Origin of the sequence: Mesorhizobium sp. M0772, from assembly GCF_040320135.1 — a bacterium.
Classification (GTDB): domain Bacteria; phylum Pseudomonadota; class Alphaproteobacteria; order Rhizobiales; family Rhizobiaceae; genus Mesorhizobium.
Genome location: NZ_JAMYPB010000029.1, coordinates 56368 through 72424, shown reverse-complemented (window position 1 = coordinate 72424; position 16057 = coordinate 56368). Strand labels below are relative to the sequence as shown.

The following is a 16057-nucleotide window of genomic DNA, read 5'->3' as shown; positions in this document are numbered from 1 at the left end:
CCTGGTATGGCGGGCGACCTCTATCGCAGCGAGCCCGCCTTCCGCACTCCATTCGACCGCTGCGCAGACATCATCAGCGCCAACACCGGCGAGGACCTTCGGGCGTTTGTGTCGCCACAGGCGCCTCCACCTCCGTTCAGCATTGACCTTCCCCTAATGTTCGCGACCCAGTACGCGATGGCGTCCATGCTAATCGCCTGGGGTGTCCGTCCGGCTGCCGTACTCGGCTACAGCTTGGGCGAATACGTTGCCGCCACAGTGGCAGAGACGTTGTCGCTCGAGGCGGGTTTGGATTTTTGCTGCGCGGTGGGCCGTGGCCTCGAGGGTGTAGAGCGCGGCGCGATGTTGGCGGTCGCCGCGACAGAGCGGGATCTCCAGCCGTTCCTCAACGATCTGACGATCGCTGCGGTGAACGCGGATCAAGCGATCATCCTGAGCGGGCCGGAAGACGCTGCACGGAGTACTGAGGCGCGACTAGAAAGCGCCGGCATTATTTGCCGTCGGCTGAACGTCCGGCATGCATTCCATAGCCCGCGCTTCGCCCTCGCCACGTCGCACCTGACGGCCCCCGCACACGCGCTCGTCGGCCGGGCGCCTTCCATTGCAGTGTACTCGTGCGCCGTTGGCGGTCTCTTGGGAACGCCTGGGCCAGACCACTGGATTCGCCCCTTGCACGACTGCGTCCGATTCCAAGAGGCGGCCGATGTAATGCTCCGGTCCGACAGCTACGTCGTCGTTGAGTTAGGCCCCGGTCCGGGACTCTCGGCTTTGCTGCGACGTCACCCTCAGGCACCCGCCGACCTGACGGCTGTGCCCGTCTGGCCAAACATTGAAATAAAGGGTCCGCCTCTCGCGCACGTGCTCGGAAGCCTAGGTCGGCTCTGGCTTGCTGGCGCAACGATTGAATGGTCCCAATGTCACCCGCGCGGTCGGAACCGGGTGTCGTTGCCGGGGTATTCGTTCGAGCATCAGCGACACTGGGTCGAGGCGCGCGAGGGACGCTGGGAATTCAACGCGAAGGCACGCGGCCCAGAGCCTTTGCCCGGCAAAAAGATCGATCCAAGCGAATGGACATACCAACCAAGTTGGGTCCGCGATCCGGCGCCCCTCGTCGTTGACCGCAGCACGCTAGCCGCCAAAGGACCGTGGCTCGTTGTGGAAGGTGGCGACGCTGGAAAACGGCTGATGGCTGGGCTGCGCCGTTCGGGCGCTGCGGCCACCTGGGCGATCGACGTTGCCGCATCGGCGGAACTCGGGCATAGCGATGTTAGACTCGCGATGGATAGCACCGACGCGTGGCTGGCGTTTTTCGCCGGAGTCAAGCCGCGTCCTATCAGCATCGTGTTCTTCTGCGACGATGGTTCTGTGGGCGACCGCAACGAGCCATCGTTCCGAGGATTTCATACGCTCGTTGCCTTGGCGAAGGCCTTGGACCGAAGCTTCATCGGCACCGAGGTTAGTCTACGGCTCGTCGGCACTGACGCTTTCGCACTGAACGGACAAGGCGGAGGCAACCTTTCGTCGGCAGCACTGTTTGGCGCAGCACGGGTGATCGCGCAAGAAAATCTGAGCGTTGCGACGGGATATCTAGATGTCGCGGCAACAGAGCGGCTCGCGTCGCCGGAAAAACTCAACGATTGGCTCCTCGATGAGTTGGTTGCAGCACCGTCGCCGCTGCCAACGGCATTCCGGAAGGCCGAACGCTGGCGCCAGAGGCTGGACCCCCTTCCGTTGGCGCGCAACAAGTCAGGGGATGGGCTGATCCGGCAGAGTGGCGTCTATATGATCACCGGCGGCTTTGGCAAGGTTGCGAGGGTGCTTTCGCGCCACTTGGCGAAGGAGTACGGAGCCCGTTTGATCCTGGTCGGACACCAAACGCCGCAGGGCGCGGATTCGTCATCCGACCTCATTGTCCAGGATCAGATACGGCATCTGCGCGAGCTCGAAGCCCTTGGTGCGAAGGTCGTACCAATCACGATGGACGTTTCCGACCGTGTGGGGATGCGCGAGACAGTCGGTCCGGCTGTCGCGCACTTCGGCGGCTTGAACGGCATCCTACACACGGCTGGCAACTCACGTTCTGAGGATTTCCGGCCGCTTCGCGAAATTTCGCGGGAAAGCTGCGAACGGCATTTTCACGTCAAGGTTCAAGCCTTGCAGGGTATTCTCGATCTTGCATCCCAGCATTCCCCCGAGTTCGTCATGCTTTTTTCGTCCCTGGCGGCGGTCCTCGGAGGGCTGGGCTTCGTTGGATATTCGGCGGCTAACGCAGCTCTCGACGCATTCGCAGCCGCCCAATGTCGCGGGTCCGGCCCGCGATGGACCTCAGTGAATTGGGACACGTGGAATTTGGGCCAGACGGACGGCGTGCTCGGCAGAACCATTGCCGATCTGAAGATGGATCCCAACGAGGGAATCGAGATTTTCCAACGTGTCCTCACGTATCTGCCGGCCAATGTGATCGTATCGACCGGCGATCTCGGCGCGCGAATGGAACAGTGGGTCCGGATGGAGCGCAACGCTGACGCTTCCCTGCGTTGCGAACGTCCATCACTGCCGACGGACTATGAGGCGCCGCAAACGGATGTGGAAAAGGAGATCGCCATGATTTGGCATGACATCTTCGGTATTTCGACGATCGGCCGAAACGATAATTTCCTCGAACTAGGCGGCCATTCCCTGATGGCGGTAAAGCTGGTTTCTCGCTTGCGACGGTTGTTCAAGGTGGACGTTCCTCTGACCGTCATCTTCGACGCGCCAACGATTTTGCATCAGGCTGTTTGGATTGAGGAAGCACTTCTACAATCCATTGAAAGCTTGACTGAGGAAGAGGCGGAATCTTTGCTGGCAACCACAGGGAGTATCCGCTAGTGCCCGGAATGCTATCGACCGTCGGAGTGGTGGGCGCGGGCACGATCGGCGCCGGCGTGGCCGAATCATTCGCTGCAGCCGGGCTGAAGGTTGTCCTAATCGATGTGGGCCTAGCTCAATTGGAGAACGCGCTGCACCGGATACGGAACAGCCTCCGTGCGATGCGGCTCACCAATCCAACCGATACCCCGGAAAATGTCGGCGATGTCTTGGGGAGAATTCATGTCACTACCAACTTATCTGCATTGTCTTCTGTCGACTACGTTGTGGAGAACGTATTCGAAGACCGAGCTTTGAAATTGGAGATATTCGGCGAGTTGGACCGAATCTGCCCAGCCGGCTGCATCTTGGCAGTCAACACGTCAGCGGTTCCGGTCGCCCACGTTGCCGCAGCCACTCGGCGCCCGGAACTGGTAATCGGGGTTCACTTCATGAATCCGGTTGCCAAGAAGCGAACCGTCGAGGTGATCAGGGGGGCGCTCACAGGCGACGATACGCTGCGGCAAACGTTGGCTGTACTCGAGCGGATCGGCAAGCAAGCCGTGGTCGTCGGCGACGGCCCGGGCTTCGTGTCCAATCGTGTGCTGATGCTCACGGTCAACGAATCCATGCGTGTAGTCGAAGACGGGGTTTCAGATGCGCACAACGTCGACAAGATATTCAGGGAGTGTTTCGGCCATCCTATGGGTCCATTGGAGACGGCGGACCTGATCGGGCTCGATACCATTCTTGCGACGCTCGATGTGCTTGTGGATCTCACTCATGATCAAAAATTTGACGCCTGCCCATTGCTTCGCACAATGGTGCGAGACGGTTATTTGGGCAGAAAATCTGGCAGGGGTTTCTTTAAGTATGAATAGCTACCGAGAAACGCCGGAACGCGCCGAAAAAATCGAAGCGATCAGTACATTCTTGTCCAAGCACGTTCGCAATGCAGAGTTCGGCATATCAGATGATATTTTTGCGTCCGGTCTGCTTAATTCCCTTTTTGCGCTCCAACTCGTCACGTTCATAGAAAGTCATTTTCGCGTACCCATCGAGGACGAAGACTTAGTGCTGGAGAATTTTAGCAGTATTTTAGCGATGGCGTCGTTTATTGAGAGCAAGCAGCGAGGGGCCGGCTGATGCAGGTCGCCTCCGATGCCTTGGGCCTGACAGTGTCCGATCGAGACATCCACGCCGCTGCTTGCGCGTTTGCCGAGTGCGCAGTCGCACCTCATGGCGCGGCGATCGCTCGCGACGACGAGATGGCTCCCGAGGTCATCGGCGAGCTGCAACGCGCCGGGCTATTTGGGATGAATCTCAGCGACGCTCAGGGTGGGCTGGCGCTCGGGCCGATTGCGATCGGGCTTTATCACGAGGCGCTCGGGCAAGCGAGCAGCGCCGTTCGAAGCATCCTCACTGTGCATGGCATGGTGTGCGAAGCCCTTAATCGATGGGGGAGCGCAGAACAACGCGCGCGCTGGTGTGTCAGTCTCGCGCACGGCGATGCTATTGCCGCCTTCGCGCTGACCGAAGACGGGGCGGGGAGCGACGTAACCGCAATCGGGGCTGCAGCAGTCGACGGTGGTTCATACTATCGCCTCACCGGGCGGAAGCTCTGGGTGACGGGCGGGCAACTCGCAAAAGTGTTCCTTGTTCTGGCCAAATGCGAGGGCGAGGATGTCGCGCTCCTCGTCGAACGGGATACACCCGGCTTGGATGTTGAACCGGTCTCGGCGATGCTTGGATTGCGCGGGGCCATGCTCGGCAATCTGAACTTTCGTGACTGCGCCGTGCCACGTAGCCAACGGATCGGCGCAACCGGCCTCACCGTAGGAGGCGTAATCGCGACTGCGCTCGATTTCGGCCGCTATACAGTCGCCTGGGGAGCCGTTGGCATCGGACGTGCGTGCCTTGAGCAATCCATGGACTATGCCGAGACGCGCAGCCAAGGGGGAAAGCTGTTGCGCGACCATCAACTCGTCAGTGCGCTGCTGGCCGATATGATTGTCGGTGTCCGTGCCGCGTCGCTGCTCTGCCTCCACGCAGGACGCTTGAGGGAAACGAAGGATCCCCAAGCTCTTTGGGAAACGGCCGCCGCAAAATACTTTGCCGCATCGATGGCAGCGGCTGTTGCCAGTTCCGCCGTGCAGATTTTCGGAGCGCGTGGGTGTTCATCCGATCATCCCGCACAGCGACACTACCGGGACGCCAAGATCCTCGAGATTATCGAGGGGAGCACGCAGATTCAGCAACAACTCGTGACAAGGTTGCGCTATGCATCGCTTTGACGACCGGATCAAGACGCGCGAAAGCCAAGTCAAATGTGTCGTCTGGGACCTCGACAACACAGTTTGGGATGGCGTCCTTTCCGAAGGCGATGATGTCACTCTTCGCCCCGGCGTGCGGGAGACGATTATCGCGTTGGATGCGCGCGGAATTTTAAATTCGATCGCAAGCCGTAACGAGCACGCTGCTGCGATCAGCGCGCTCGAACGCCTCGACGTCGCTTCGTTCTTCGTCGCACCCAAGATCAACTGGGGCAACAAGTCGAGTTCCATCCGAGATATCGCCAATGAGGTGAATCTGTCGCTCAACGCGTTCGCGTTTGTGGATGATCAATCTGTCGAGCGTGACGAAGTCTTTCAAATTCTACCGGACGTCCGGTGTTACGACGCGGACAAGGCGTCGGAGCTCGTCTCCGTTCTCGGCCTCACGAATCTGCCCATCACCGATGAGTCGCGCGAGCGTCGCCGACGCTACCAAGTTGAACACACCCGGCAGTCGAGCGAGGCGGCATTCGAAGGGTCACCGGTGGAGTTTCTGGCTACGTTAGGGATGGTGATGACGATCTCGCCTGCGAGCGAGGACGACCTCGATCGCGCCCAGGAACTGACTGTCCGCACGAATCAGTTGAACTCGACGGGTCGGACCTATTCGCGAGAGCAATTGGCGGCGATCGCGCAGTCGGACAACCATCGGCTGCTGATTGCCAGCCTCGAAGACAAGTACGGCTCCTACGGCCGGATCGGCCTTGCGCTTGTCGAGACGGGCAAGACCCGCTGGACCCTGAAACTCTTGCTAATGTCGTGCCGCGTCATGTCGCGCGGAGTGGGAACGATCCTGCTAGAATACATTATGCGCGAGGCGCGGCATGCTGGCGTCGGCTTCGGAGCCCATTTTGTCCGTACGCCGCAGAACCGGATCATGTTAATCACCTTCCGATTTGCCGGCTTCCGGGAAGCGACGGATGAACCCGGTCTGCTCGAGCATTCCTTGACCGAGATCAACGACCCTCCTGCGCACCTCCGCCTAGTCGTCAACCCGTGGCCGTCCACCGGAGGACGGTAGGTAGCTCACGCCGGGTGATGCCAGCCGGCATCTCTTGAAGACTGGACCCTGCGACGACGACTGCGTCTCTTCCTCGCTCGCGATCCATCAGGGTGCACTAAGGTGAGCATCGCCCGGCGCATCGAGGCGTTCCCCGGCCAGAATTTTCATCATTATTGCTTTTGCCTGACGGGACTTGTTCACGGGCAGCGGGAGCGAGAGATTTTGGGCAATGTCCTCGGCGAGGTCGTCAAACAATTCGGTCGTTCTCAAGAGTGCGCTTTCAAGGCTTGCTTGGTCGTAAGTGGCATAGACCGTCGCCAACCGATCAACCACCGCAGGGCTCGCCCAGCGCTCGACAAAGCGGCCACGAAACCATGTGTCGTGGTCCAATCCATAGAGTGTTCTCGCATGCCACTCGATAGCTCGAAGCAACAACTTCTTAAGGTAACCGTCGCAACATCCCATCGCGACCCAGATTTCGCCTCGCCGCAGCTTCTTGGCTGTCCATACGGCGTGGAACCAAAAGTCCTGCACCACATCATCTAGGTCGCCAGCGGTCGGAATACTGGGCCGGCTTTCGTTCATTTTCGGCAGTCTCGACGCGAGCCCGTCCTTGTCGACGAGCCATCGCATCCCCCGCGCGAGAATGTCATGGACTTCGCCAATTTTGCCCGACACTAGGGCCGACTGAAACTGTTCCAAGGATATCGGAACAATATCCAGATCCTGGCCCGAGCCGAGGAGAAGTCGACGTTCCTTAGCCTCGCCGACAGCGGCCTTCTCGACGATGCTGAGGATTGCCGGTGCCAAGTCATTCAGCCAATCATCCGCAAGGTAGGTGGGGGGATCGGTCGTTATAACCACAATATCGATGTCAGACGAACGATCGGCCGGCGTATCGCGTCGCGCGTGGGATCCAATCAGCAACATGCCGCGAATGGCAGGATGTGCTTCAGCGAGTGTGGTCAGGCGCGACAGAATACGGACTGCCTCGCTCATCGGTCCGATAGGCGAACAGCGATGCCTCCCCAAGGCGCGAGAAATGGACTGTACACCGGGACCGGTTCGCTCTCGTTTTTTGGCTCAAGGGCGTAGCGGTTCAAGACGTGCGCGATGATGAGGCCGACTTCGGTGATCGCCATATTCGCGCCGATGCAGCGGCGCGGCCCACCCGAGAAACCGACAAGCGACCATGGCTCCGACTGAGGCTCCGCAAAGCGCGTATGATCGAACCTCTCGGGATCCCGGAAGACCTTCGCGCTCATGTGCGTGCCGGACACTGAACAGAGGAGCGTTGTCCCTTTCGGGATCAGGTAGCCAAAGAATGTGAGGTCGGCCGTTGCAACCCTCGGCAGCTCCGAAACTGGCGGAAACAGACGTTGGGCTTCCTTAATGAGGTCGGTGATCAGAGGGGAACCATTGATCTGACGGTGGTTGAAGCAGCCCGACGGTTCCAGCATCCGGCTGACCTCTGCCGCGACGCGCTCCTGAAGGGTCTGATCCGAAGCGATCTGGTACAGCAAGAAGGCGCAGAGGCTACTAGTCGTGACGTGGCCAGCAATCAAGAAGGCGTTCGCATGCGCAACCAACGCTTCGTCCGAGATCGCTACGCCATCCACGTCGCTTGACGCGGCTATGAGGTCCAAGGGCGTACTGCCAGTTCCGAGTTGCTTCCGGTTCGCCACAGTGCGGAGGAGATCGATCAATTCGCCCCGGATCTCGTTGCGCCGAGCCCTGACGTTTGAAATGGGTGACCGTGTTTCCTCGGTCCCACGTAGGTCTAGCGACACGAGCTCGTGGAAGAGGCGCATAAGGTCTTTGATGGATCGCTCTTCTTTGAGACCGACCAGGACCACCGCAGAGAGTTCGAACGTGATGCGATAGACCTCCTCGTAGAGGTCCACTGAGACGCGGCCGCGCCACGATTCGACGTGCTTTTCGATGATTTGATTGATCGTTCCGGCCACATCTCCGATAGCGCTTCCAGAAAAAGCCGGCGATACGGCCGTGCGGATTAGGCGGTGAGCCTCACCGTCGAGAAACAACAGTCCCTCGCCAAGTGTCTGAATTGCGCCCGTGAGTCGTTCCCACCCTTCACCATGCGACAGATCATGATGATGGGTCAGCATCACCATCCGATTTGCTTCGGGACCGACGAGGTACAACCACTTCCGATTTAGATGGTCAAGGACATGAAAAATCGGGCCATGCTCGCGCTCCGCCTGCGCCAGAATCGCGCCGCGGTGAATTGCAAAATCTGCACCCACCGTGATCGTTGGAAGACTGTCGAGCGAGCGGACCGATTCACCCAAGTCGTCAAGCCTCCATGCCCGAAGGCAAAATCGATGCATTTAGCAACGCTAGCACACTCGGCTCGGACACAAAAGCAATCGAACGAACCCGAGGCATGCGTCGCCATCTGCAGAGTGTAGGGGGACAAAGTTTGTTGGAGATAGCGTCAGCTTAGGGATCGAGCAATGTAGAGCTGAACGACGGTGGTTTCGACGCATTCGAGGGGACCGGAAGGCGCGTATGGCCAGCGACGCCCCGGTTCCGCCTACTGTTGAGCCTAAATCGCTATCGCCCCTCGTCTTCGAGCGCGCCCACGCCTGCAAAGCCGTGCGGCGCGTTTGCTAGCTCGAGGGCGTAAATCACAGGTCTTTGCAGGAGGCTGCTCTCGAACCGTCAACGTTTTAAACGTCACTGACAGAATGGTTGAATTCCATTTTGGTATGGAGAGCAATGTGTACTTGGTGTAGTATATCAGTGATAACAAATTTTCCAATGCAGGGGTTCGACAGCTAGAGGCAGGAAAAAATGACAAACTCTGAACAAGCTGCATTTGCCGATCTCGTGAAACAAGCGTCCGTCCAGCCTGAACCGGAAATCGTGACGCTGACCGGTGTTCTTTGGAAGGAACGCGATCCAGCCAAATTTTGTCTTACGCTGGGTAACGGGCGAATTTTGACCTTGGATATTTCATCGGTCAAATCCTATCTCGTACTGGCTTCTTCTTTAGGGCACACGATCGTAAGGGTCGATGTCGACCCATCTCAGTCGCAGGAGGGAGGAAGGTTCTTACCTTTGGGGTGGGATGCGCTTGGCAAGCCCCGTAAGGATCCAATAGGAGACACTTACGATTCGGACCCAACACAACCTTACGAGCCCGATCAAAAACCTGCTGAGCCCGATCACAAACCTGATGAGCCGGATGGTCCGGATCAGGAGGCATGGAATGCGCACTTAGGTTCTACTGTGCCATTCGCACTAGCGACGCCTCGCCAAGCGCCGTCTCACGTGCTCAACATCCTGCAGGCCTTCCGTTAGAGTTTGGATCCTGGCGACCTTTATCTCGTTCTGACGTTTAGGCGAGACCGATTGGCGGGTAGTGACTTCCGGCGGCGCTTTTTTTGTGCTTGCTATGGAAACTGCTGGGAGTTCTATGACTATTTTGATCTTGTCTGAACCTGCCGATCTTCACGCCCATGCCGTGATGGAGGCGCTGAGAGCGCGGCGTGCGAAAGTTGTGCTGCTCGATCTCGCGGAATTCTCAACCCGAGTCGCGCTTTCCATGGAGTTTCAGAACGGCGAGCTTCGGTATCAGCTAAGGCGCCGGAGTGGCGGATCTCTTGACTTGAATGATGTTAGCGCTGTGTGGTGGCGTCGTCCGCAGCAGTTCAGCATGCCTTCGCAGATGTCTCGCGTTCATCGACAATTTGCCCTGTCAGAAGCAAACACTGCCTTTTTCGGTCTTGGCAATCTATTCCCGCCCGGTGGATCAACATCCCCGTCCGTGACGCGATGGCGGCTCACAAACCGTATCAATTGACGCTCGCGCAGCGGCTCGGACTGCAGATTCCCGAGACGCTTATGACAAACGACTCCGAGAAGGCGCGCGTGTTCTGGAGTCGCCATCGGGGCGAAATTGTCCACAAGCAGTTTATTGCCATGGGAAGTACATGGCGCGAGACGAGGCGATTGACCAAAGAGGATGAGGCGCATGCCGCTTCAGTCGATTGCACCCCAACGATTTTTCAAAGGTACGTGCCTGCAGTGGCCGATTTGCGAGTGACAATGGTCGGCGATGCCTGCTTCGCAGCGAGTACTGACGTTCGGGAGGCGGCTTATCCGCAGGATGTTCGAATGAACCTCGAGGCGAAGTACGAACCGTTCGAGCTTCCCCTGGAAATCGGAGAGCGCCTGCAAAAGCTCATGCACAATCTGGGCTTGGTCTACGGTGCCATTGATATGCGCCTAACCCCGGACGGCCAATTTGTCTTTTTAGAAATAAATCCGGCTGGGCAGTTTCTGTTTATCGAGAAGGCAACCGGGCAAAAAATCTCAGCTGCGATCGCCGATTCGCTTCTTCAAGAGAATGTGCAAAAATAAATGCTTATGATTGGGACTTATCGATAGCTGATCAATAGATCAATATTTGATAGCCTTGGTATTTGAAAACAAATGTACGAAACAGATTTTTTAAGGGTCAAGCACGTTCAACAATTTAGGAATAATCGGAAAGTCAGCGTTATATCAGACCAACGTGCCAAAAAAACTCCCTACCACCAATCTGTGTATTCATCCCTATATGTTGCCGCCCGCGGCATTTATAGCAGCCGACGCGGTCGCCACAGTTTCCTTGACCGCCTGTTGGAAAAACGGACCTAGGTTACCAAGATATATCACAGCTTTGACGCTAGCTGGATAAACACCTTTGACTGGGTTTGTGACGGAGGTGGAAAAATGTCCATCTATCCAAACTGGAGTATTGTTCGGTCGCGTTAAAGTAGCCATAGGCGGAACTTTGCCAAGGCGTGCAACAAGCGCGTCAGGGGACTCCGTGGTCACAGTAAGGAAAGGCCTGGTTGCGTAGATATAGGTGTGAGGGTGGACGTCGTTTGAGTACGGACCTGCCACTAGGGCGATAAGACCCTCTTCGATCTCCACTGGATTATTGTCAAGATCTGTTATCGTAATCATAAACCCTCTCGTCACTTCGCATGATCTTTGTGCGAACGCCACAGCCATTACAGAAACAGTTGTTGAGGTGCCCAGCGACAACGCTACACGGAAAACTTGACAAATGCTATGACCTGCCTTCCGGATTTGGAGCGTTCTGAACCGGATTTTTCCGCTTGTGATCCCGGTTTCGGGAGAGAGGATTCCGTGAGCGGGTCGAAGTTTCGGAGGCGGCGATTGCTTTCATCCTGCGGCAAGTCGAGGAAGGATGGCGGTTCCGGAAGTTTGCTATCGCTTTGTCGACGCGGGCAGTCAGGGCATGGGTCAGATGGACCGGGGCCTAAACCCTATCGTGGAGATTAGATCGCCTGCTCGTGGGGAAAACCGGATCTCGTCAATTTCCCAGGTCCTTGGGCCGCCCCATCGGGGGACAGCGCAGGCGAAGATCGAGGCCGGATTGAGTCTAGTCTTGATGAGAATCAGGTACCATCTCCTGTCCGCCCGTCGCGCCTCCACCGATCGTGGCAAGTCGGTAGGTAGCCCCCGGTGACAGGATCGTCGTGCGAGGGGAGGGGAGATTGCCTGCCCTTATGTTCTGTTGTCCTCGTGCTCGTCAGTCAGGTTCTTGCAGCCAAATATAGTCCAGGCGTTTCAACGCTGGAAAGGCGGGTTGGCGGTGGGTGCGGCAACGAAATGCGCAAGCCGTCATCGTGCGGTTCGTCGAGCGTAATCCGGTAGCCCGCACGAACGGACCGATTGGCTACGGCGGTATCGCGTTGCGGAGATCGACACCTCGTCGATTTAAGCGCTTTGTACCTCCCAAGCGCTAAGAATCGGGGTATGTGCGCGCACTCTTTCACTGCCGTCGCTAACAAACCACATAGCCTCCTGCATGACTGAAAATACGACTACCAGACTGCTCTCCCGTAAGATCTCTGACTTCTGCCGTCTCCGCGTTGACCCTGTGCTCCCTCCTCAAGAAAGCACGCGCATTAGAGACTATCTGCTCAACCTCATCTCCACCGCACAAACCCCACCTCGCAAACTCCGCGGCTATGATTGGCAAGAAATTGGCGTTCAGTGCGGCCTGGACGAGAACGCGATGCGATCTGCCCGGACGACAATCGAGCCGGCATTGGATGCAATCGTTCGAAACACGAAAACTTCGCCGAAGGGGGCGACTGTCGGTGACTGCCGCGGTGCCAAACCGAAGGATCCCGTCCGAGGCCGTCGCCAGAAGGCAGCACCGAGAGCGTCCACACCTAGGGGCGAGAGCAGGCTCGATCGACCGGCGCGCGGCGTTGCTGTAGACCGGCAGAAGCCCGGCATCAAACCGCGCGGCACCGAAGAGTTCCCGGAGCCTCTTTTCGAGGAAGGTATTGACCCACCCACCTTTCAGGCGGCGCTGGCTTTCCAGATGCGCCGCCATGGAGACAGCTATTGGCATCTTCATCGAGCTGTTGTCCGAGACGACGAGAGCCTCGACCGCTCCACAATTCGCCATTGGCTGCAGGGATCAAAATCGCCTCGCAGCGTGGCGAGCATGGAGGTGCTGGCTCGGATCGAGCGTCGGTACCGTCTTTCGGCGGGATATTTCCAAGCGAAACTCCCGCTTCAGACACGTTCCGCTTCCGGCCACATCCTTGATGACATCGGCCCGGCTGAACGCCGTCGGCTTGCGTGGCATTTACCCGACGACTTTAACACACGGCGCCCAGAGGAACAGGAAGAGATCCTGGAATGGGTCCGGCGTGTAATCATCAGCGGGTCAACAGACTACCGGAGATTCCAGGCTGCTGCATTGAAACAGCGTTACGCCATCCGTTTCCCAGGTATCACATATGGTCAGTCAGACGCCGTAAATGACCGCTACCGAGTTCGGCGTCAGCACCAGGATGACGCTAGTGCTCTGTACACCGACCCCGACCTGATGTCCGGCGTCATAGACGCCCCGCCTGCGCTTGCCATGGAAATGGCGGATCTGATCCGCTTTAAGACCGCGACACTCACTGCGTTCGGTCTACAGCGCAACGGTGTCTGGGGCGAGGAGACGGCATCGCAGAAGGTTGAGCATCTCGGTTTGATGTTCGGAGCGTTGGCCGCGCATCCGAGCGGACCAGTACGCGGCTACGGCGTGCCGACGCAGCACTTGACTTTCGGCCTGCTCGTCTTCCCCTCCGTCTGGGACTGGTACGTGCAATGGCGCGAGAGGCGACGCGGGTTCTACACTTCATGGGAGATAGATATGCTGCGAATTTCGCTCGCGCTCACTCGCAAGGAGACGGGCTGGCTCAGGCAGCAACCTCATCTGGCGTCGCGAATCCGCCCGATCAACGGGCTAGTTTCACAGGCCGACATTGATCGCGCCCGCAGCGATTGGGAGGACGCGTGCGATGTCTACTTCAAGCATGCCTCTTCCCGCGTGAAGGAGATTCAGCGGATCGCACGTGTGCATCGTGATCCTTTTGAACCAATCATGCCTGTGCTGGAGGCCGATAGCCCAGTGGGCGAGTATCGAAAGATCACTGAAGAGGTTCTCCGGCTCATGCCAGATGAACGCATTCATCGCCGTCCTGCGGCCGAGGCAGTCCGCTCGTTCCTGATGCTTCGGTTCGGGCTGCATCTTGGGTTGCGGCAGAAGAACCTGCGTCAGCTGATGGTCAGTGAACGCGGGAGACTGCCGCGGTCTGAGCGGCAGCTTGCCGACATGAAGCGCGGCGAACTCCGCTGGAGCGAACGCGAAAAGGGCTGGGAGGTGCTGATTCCTTCAGTCGCATTCAAGAACGCGAACTCATCCTTTTTCGGAAGCAAACCATTTCGGCTGGTCCTGCCGAACCTGGGCGGTTTATACGAGCATATCGAAGCATATATCGATCGGCACCGCCGAGTGCTGCTTGGAGGAGCGGAAGACCCCGGCACCTTCTTTATCAAAACGGTGAAGGCGACCAGCAAGGACGCCGCATACGATCGAAACACGTTCTACGAGGCATGGCGCCTGATCATTCAGCGATATGGCATTTACAATCCATATACTGAACGCGGGGCTGTCCCCGGTCTCCTCCCTCACGGCCCGCACAATGTTCGCGACGTGCTGGCGACGCATATCCTGAAACAGACCGGTTCATATGAGCAGGCAAGTTACGCGATCCAGGACACGCCCGACATGGTCGCGCACCACTACGGTCGCTTTTTGCCGCAAGATAAGGCCGCGCTCGCTGCGCGGATCTTGAACCAAGTGTGGCAGGCCGCGTAATGAGCATTTGTGTGAAAGACTAATTTCACACCGAAAGCCATCTCGCGATCCATGAGCGGATTGCCTGAATAAACGGGGACCCGATTTCCCCGAGACAACGGCAGCTTTGCGCCTCATCCCGGCCAGTCTGGCAGACTGCTCTTTGGCCGGAAGCGGCCGTCGCTGCTGATCATCGATGATGGTCGATAAGAGGTGGAAACGGAGTGGCGGTTTCGGGCGACGCCGACGAGAAGGCTGCTTTTACTCCAGCCCAAAGCGGGCCGACCGGTACCGGCCCCAATCGAGACGCTCCTTGCTCATCGAAGAACGGCGTTAATGGTGCTACCGTGACTTTCCAATGAGAGACTGAAACACCGTCACGGATCCTTCTTCGCGAGATAGGGCGAGTGAGGCGATCATCGGGCGAAATGCAGCGTTGTAGGTGGGACAAGAACATCGAAAAACATTGGAGAAGATTGGAATGCTTTTGCTGTCCCACTAGTTCCTAACTGCTTGATTTTGCTTCTTTTCCAAACATCCTCCGGGCCCACCAGTCGCCTTGGTGCACAAGGCTTTGCGTCGAGGGTAGACAACCTAGCTAGACAGTCGGTTACACAAACCGCTTCAGAAGCTTCGCCATGCCATCCACGGCGAGCCGCTCCTGCTCCGTCCTTGCTGTAAAGCTCTACGTGGTCCAGGTCGTCGTGGCCGAGAATGCCTGCCGATTGTTTCGAGGTCGCGCCCTCCTTGGCCAGGTACTTCCCCAGCGTCTTCCGAAGTCCATGCAGCGTGCAGCCGGGCCCCATGCCCGCCATCTTGGTTCAGTGCGCCATCATGCCGGTCAGCGACCTCTCCGAGAAGGAATTGCCGTAGGCGTTCAAAATCACCGTGTCAGCCGAGCCCCAATGCTTCGGTGAGCACATAGGTGATCGTTAGCGGACTTCAAATGCGATCCGCTGCTCACTAATTACTTGATCCCGTAAATTACATGATCACGTACCGACTTTTTTATTGAAATCCCGAATTCGGTGGCCTTACAAGACCGATGTTGCCATTGCTCGTAGGTCGGCTGTGATGGATACGTGGTTCCATTCCGCAAGGCCGTGCCTTGCGTCGAAGTGACAGAAACCTGCGACGAATGGTTCGTCCGCGTGGTTGAGAAAGATCAGGAAATTGCCAGGTCATTCAATCAGGAATCGTTCGCGTTGTCCTTTGCAGAAGGCCAGCGGATACGCCTAGGGCTAGCGAAGGTCGTGCGCCTGTAGGGCGCTGTGGGGCGGCATTGTAGGCATTCAAGCATGAGCGGAACCTAATTTGCAGCCGCAAATTAATGTCCAATGAATGAACTCCCAAACCGGAAAAAACTCGTGCCTGACCCTCAACCTCGGCGCGGCTCCAACAAAGGTGTGTTGCTAGCGGCTGCAGCGCTGCTGTTTGCCTTTCTCGCTCTTATTCTGTTTGGGTTTTTTCAGTAAGTGCGCGCGGCGCCGGCTTCCTAGAGAGGGCAGAGCACCTGCCGACGTGATCTTCGATCGCTCGCGTCCTTGCGGCGGGGCGACTATCCAAGCCGGCTCGGTTCGTCGCTCCTGACGGGTTCGGCGGTCCCACCACAGCAGGATGATCATTCGGCAATTTTTGGCAGCGCCGGTATTCAACTCACGCCCAAAGCGATTGAACTGA

The 16057-nt window shown here is 57.8% G+C and carries 11 protein-coding genes; 9 read left to right on the top strand and 2 right to left on the bottom strand.

The window, feature by feature from the left end; genetic code table 11:
* From NKI06_RS19445 to NKI06_RS19425, 5 genes are all read left to right on the top strand, one after another.
* The coding region (locus NKI06_RS19445; RefSeq protein ID WP_352986713.1) for an SDR family NAD(P)-dependent oxidoreductase at positions 1-2871 on the top strand (2871 nt) is incomplete at its 5' end.
* Positions 2872-2879: 8 nt separating this feature from the next.
* Positions 2880-3731 carry a 3-hydroxyacyl-CoA dehydrogenase family protein gene (locus tag NKI06_RS19440; RefSeq protein ID WP_352986711.1) on the top strand — a complete coding sequence of 284 codons (852 nt, stop codon included), beginning with the start codon at positions 2880-2882 and terminating at the stop codon, positions 3729-3731.
* Positions 3724-3996 carry an acyl carrier protein gene (locus tag NKI06_RS19435; RefSeq protein ID WP_352986709.1) on the top strand — a complete coding sequence of 91 codons (273 nt, stop codon included), beginning with the start codon at positions 3724-3726 and terminating at the stop codon, positions 3994-3996. Before NKI06_RS19440 ends, NKI06_RS19435 begins: the two co-directional genes overlap by 8 nt.
* Positions 3996-5144 (top strand): acyl-CoA dehydrogenase family protein, encoded by a 1149-nt coding sequence (locus NKI06_RS19430; protein WP_352986707.1) that lies wholly within the window; start codon positions 3996-3998, stop codon positions 5142-5144. Before NKI06_RS19435 ends, NKI06_RS19430 begins: the two co-directional genes overlap by 1 nt.
* Positions 5131-6204, top strand: coding sequence for an HAD-IIIC family phosphatase (locus tag NKI06_RS19425; protein WP_352986706.1), 1074 nt, complete (start codon positions 5131-5133; stop codon positions 6202-6204). The genes NKI06_RS19430 and NKI06_RS19425 overlap by 14 nt, the downstream gene beginning before the upstream one ends.
* A gap of 87 nt (positions 6205-6291) precedes the next feature.
* On the opposite strand, the gene NKI06_RS19420 is transcribed toward NKI06_RS19425, so the two are convergent.
* Together NKI06_RS19420 and NKI06_RS19415 are read right to left on the bottom strand one after the other, a co-directional pair.
* The gene (locus tag NKI06_RS19420) at positions 6292-7185 is read right to left on the bottom strand and encodes an aminoglycoside 6-adenylyltransferase (protein WP_352986704.1); all 894 of its coding nucleotides are present in this window, start codon (positions 7183-7185) and stop codon (positions 6292-6294) included.
* Positions 7182-8498: a cytochrome P450 gene (locus NKI06_RS19415; RefSeq protein ID WP_352986702.1), complete on the bottom strand. Its 1317-nt coding sequence runs from the start codon at positions 8496-8498 to the stop codon at positions 7182-7184. The genes NKI06_RS19420 and NKI06_RS19415 overlap by 4 nt, the downstream gene beginning before the upstream one ends.
* Positions 8499-9003: 505 nt before the next feature.
* Here NKI06_RS19415 and NKI06_RS19410 point away from each other — a divergent pair.
* From NKI06_RS19410 to NKI06_RS19395, 4 genes are all read left to right on the top strand, one after another.
* Positions 9004-9513 carry a hypothetical protein gene (locus NKI06_RS19410; protein WP_352986700.1) on the top strand — a complete coding sequence of 170 codons (510 nt, stop codon included), beginning with the start codon at positions 9004-9006 and terminating at the stop codon, positions 9511-9513.
* Between the two features lie 94 nt (positions 9514-9607).
* A complete protein-coding gene (locus NKI06_RS19405) occupies positions 9608-10015 on the top strand; it encodes an MvdC/MvdD family ATP grasp protein (RefSeq protein ID WP_352986719.1) in 408 nt (135 codons plus the stop codon).
* Positions 9988-10575, top strand: coding sequence for an ATP-grasp domain-containing protein (locus tag NKI06_RS19400; RefSeq protein WP_352986721.1), 588 nt, complete (start codon positions 9988-9990; stop codon positions 10573-10575). The genes NKI06_RS19405 and NKI06_RS19400 overlap by 28 nt, the downstream gene beginning before the upstream one ends.
* Positions 10576-12037: 1462 nt before the next feature.
* The gene (locus NKI06_RS19395; RefSeq protein ID WP_352986699.1) at positions 12038-14398 is read left to right on the top strand and encodes a hypothetical protein; all 2361 of its coding nucleotides are present in this window, start codon (positions 12038-12040) and stop codon (positions 14396-14398) included.
* The last annotated feature ends 1659 nt before the right edge of the window (positions 14399-16057 follow it).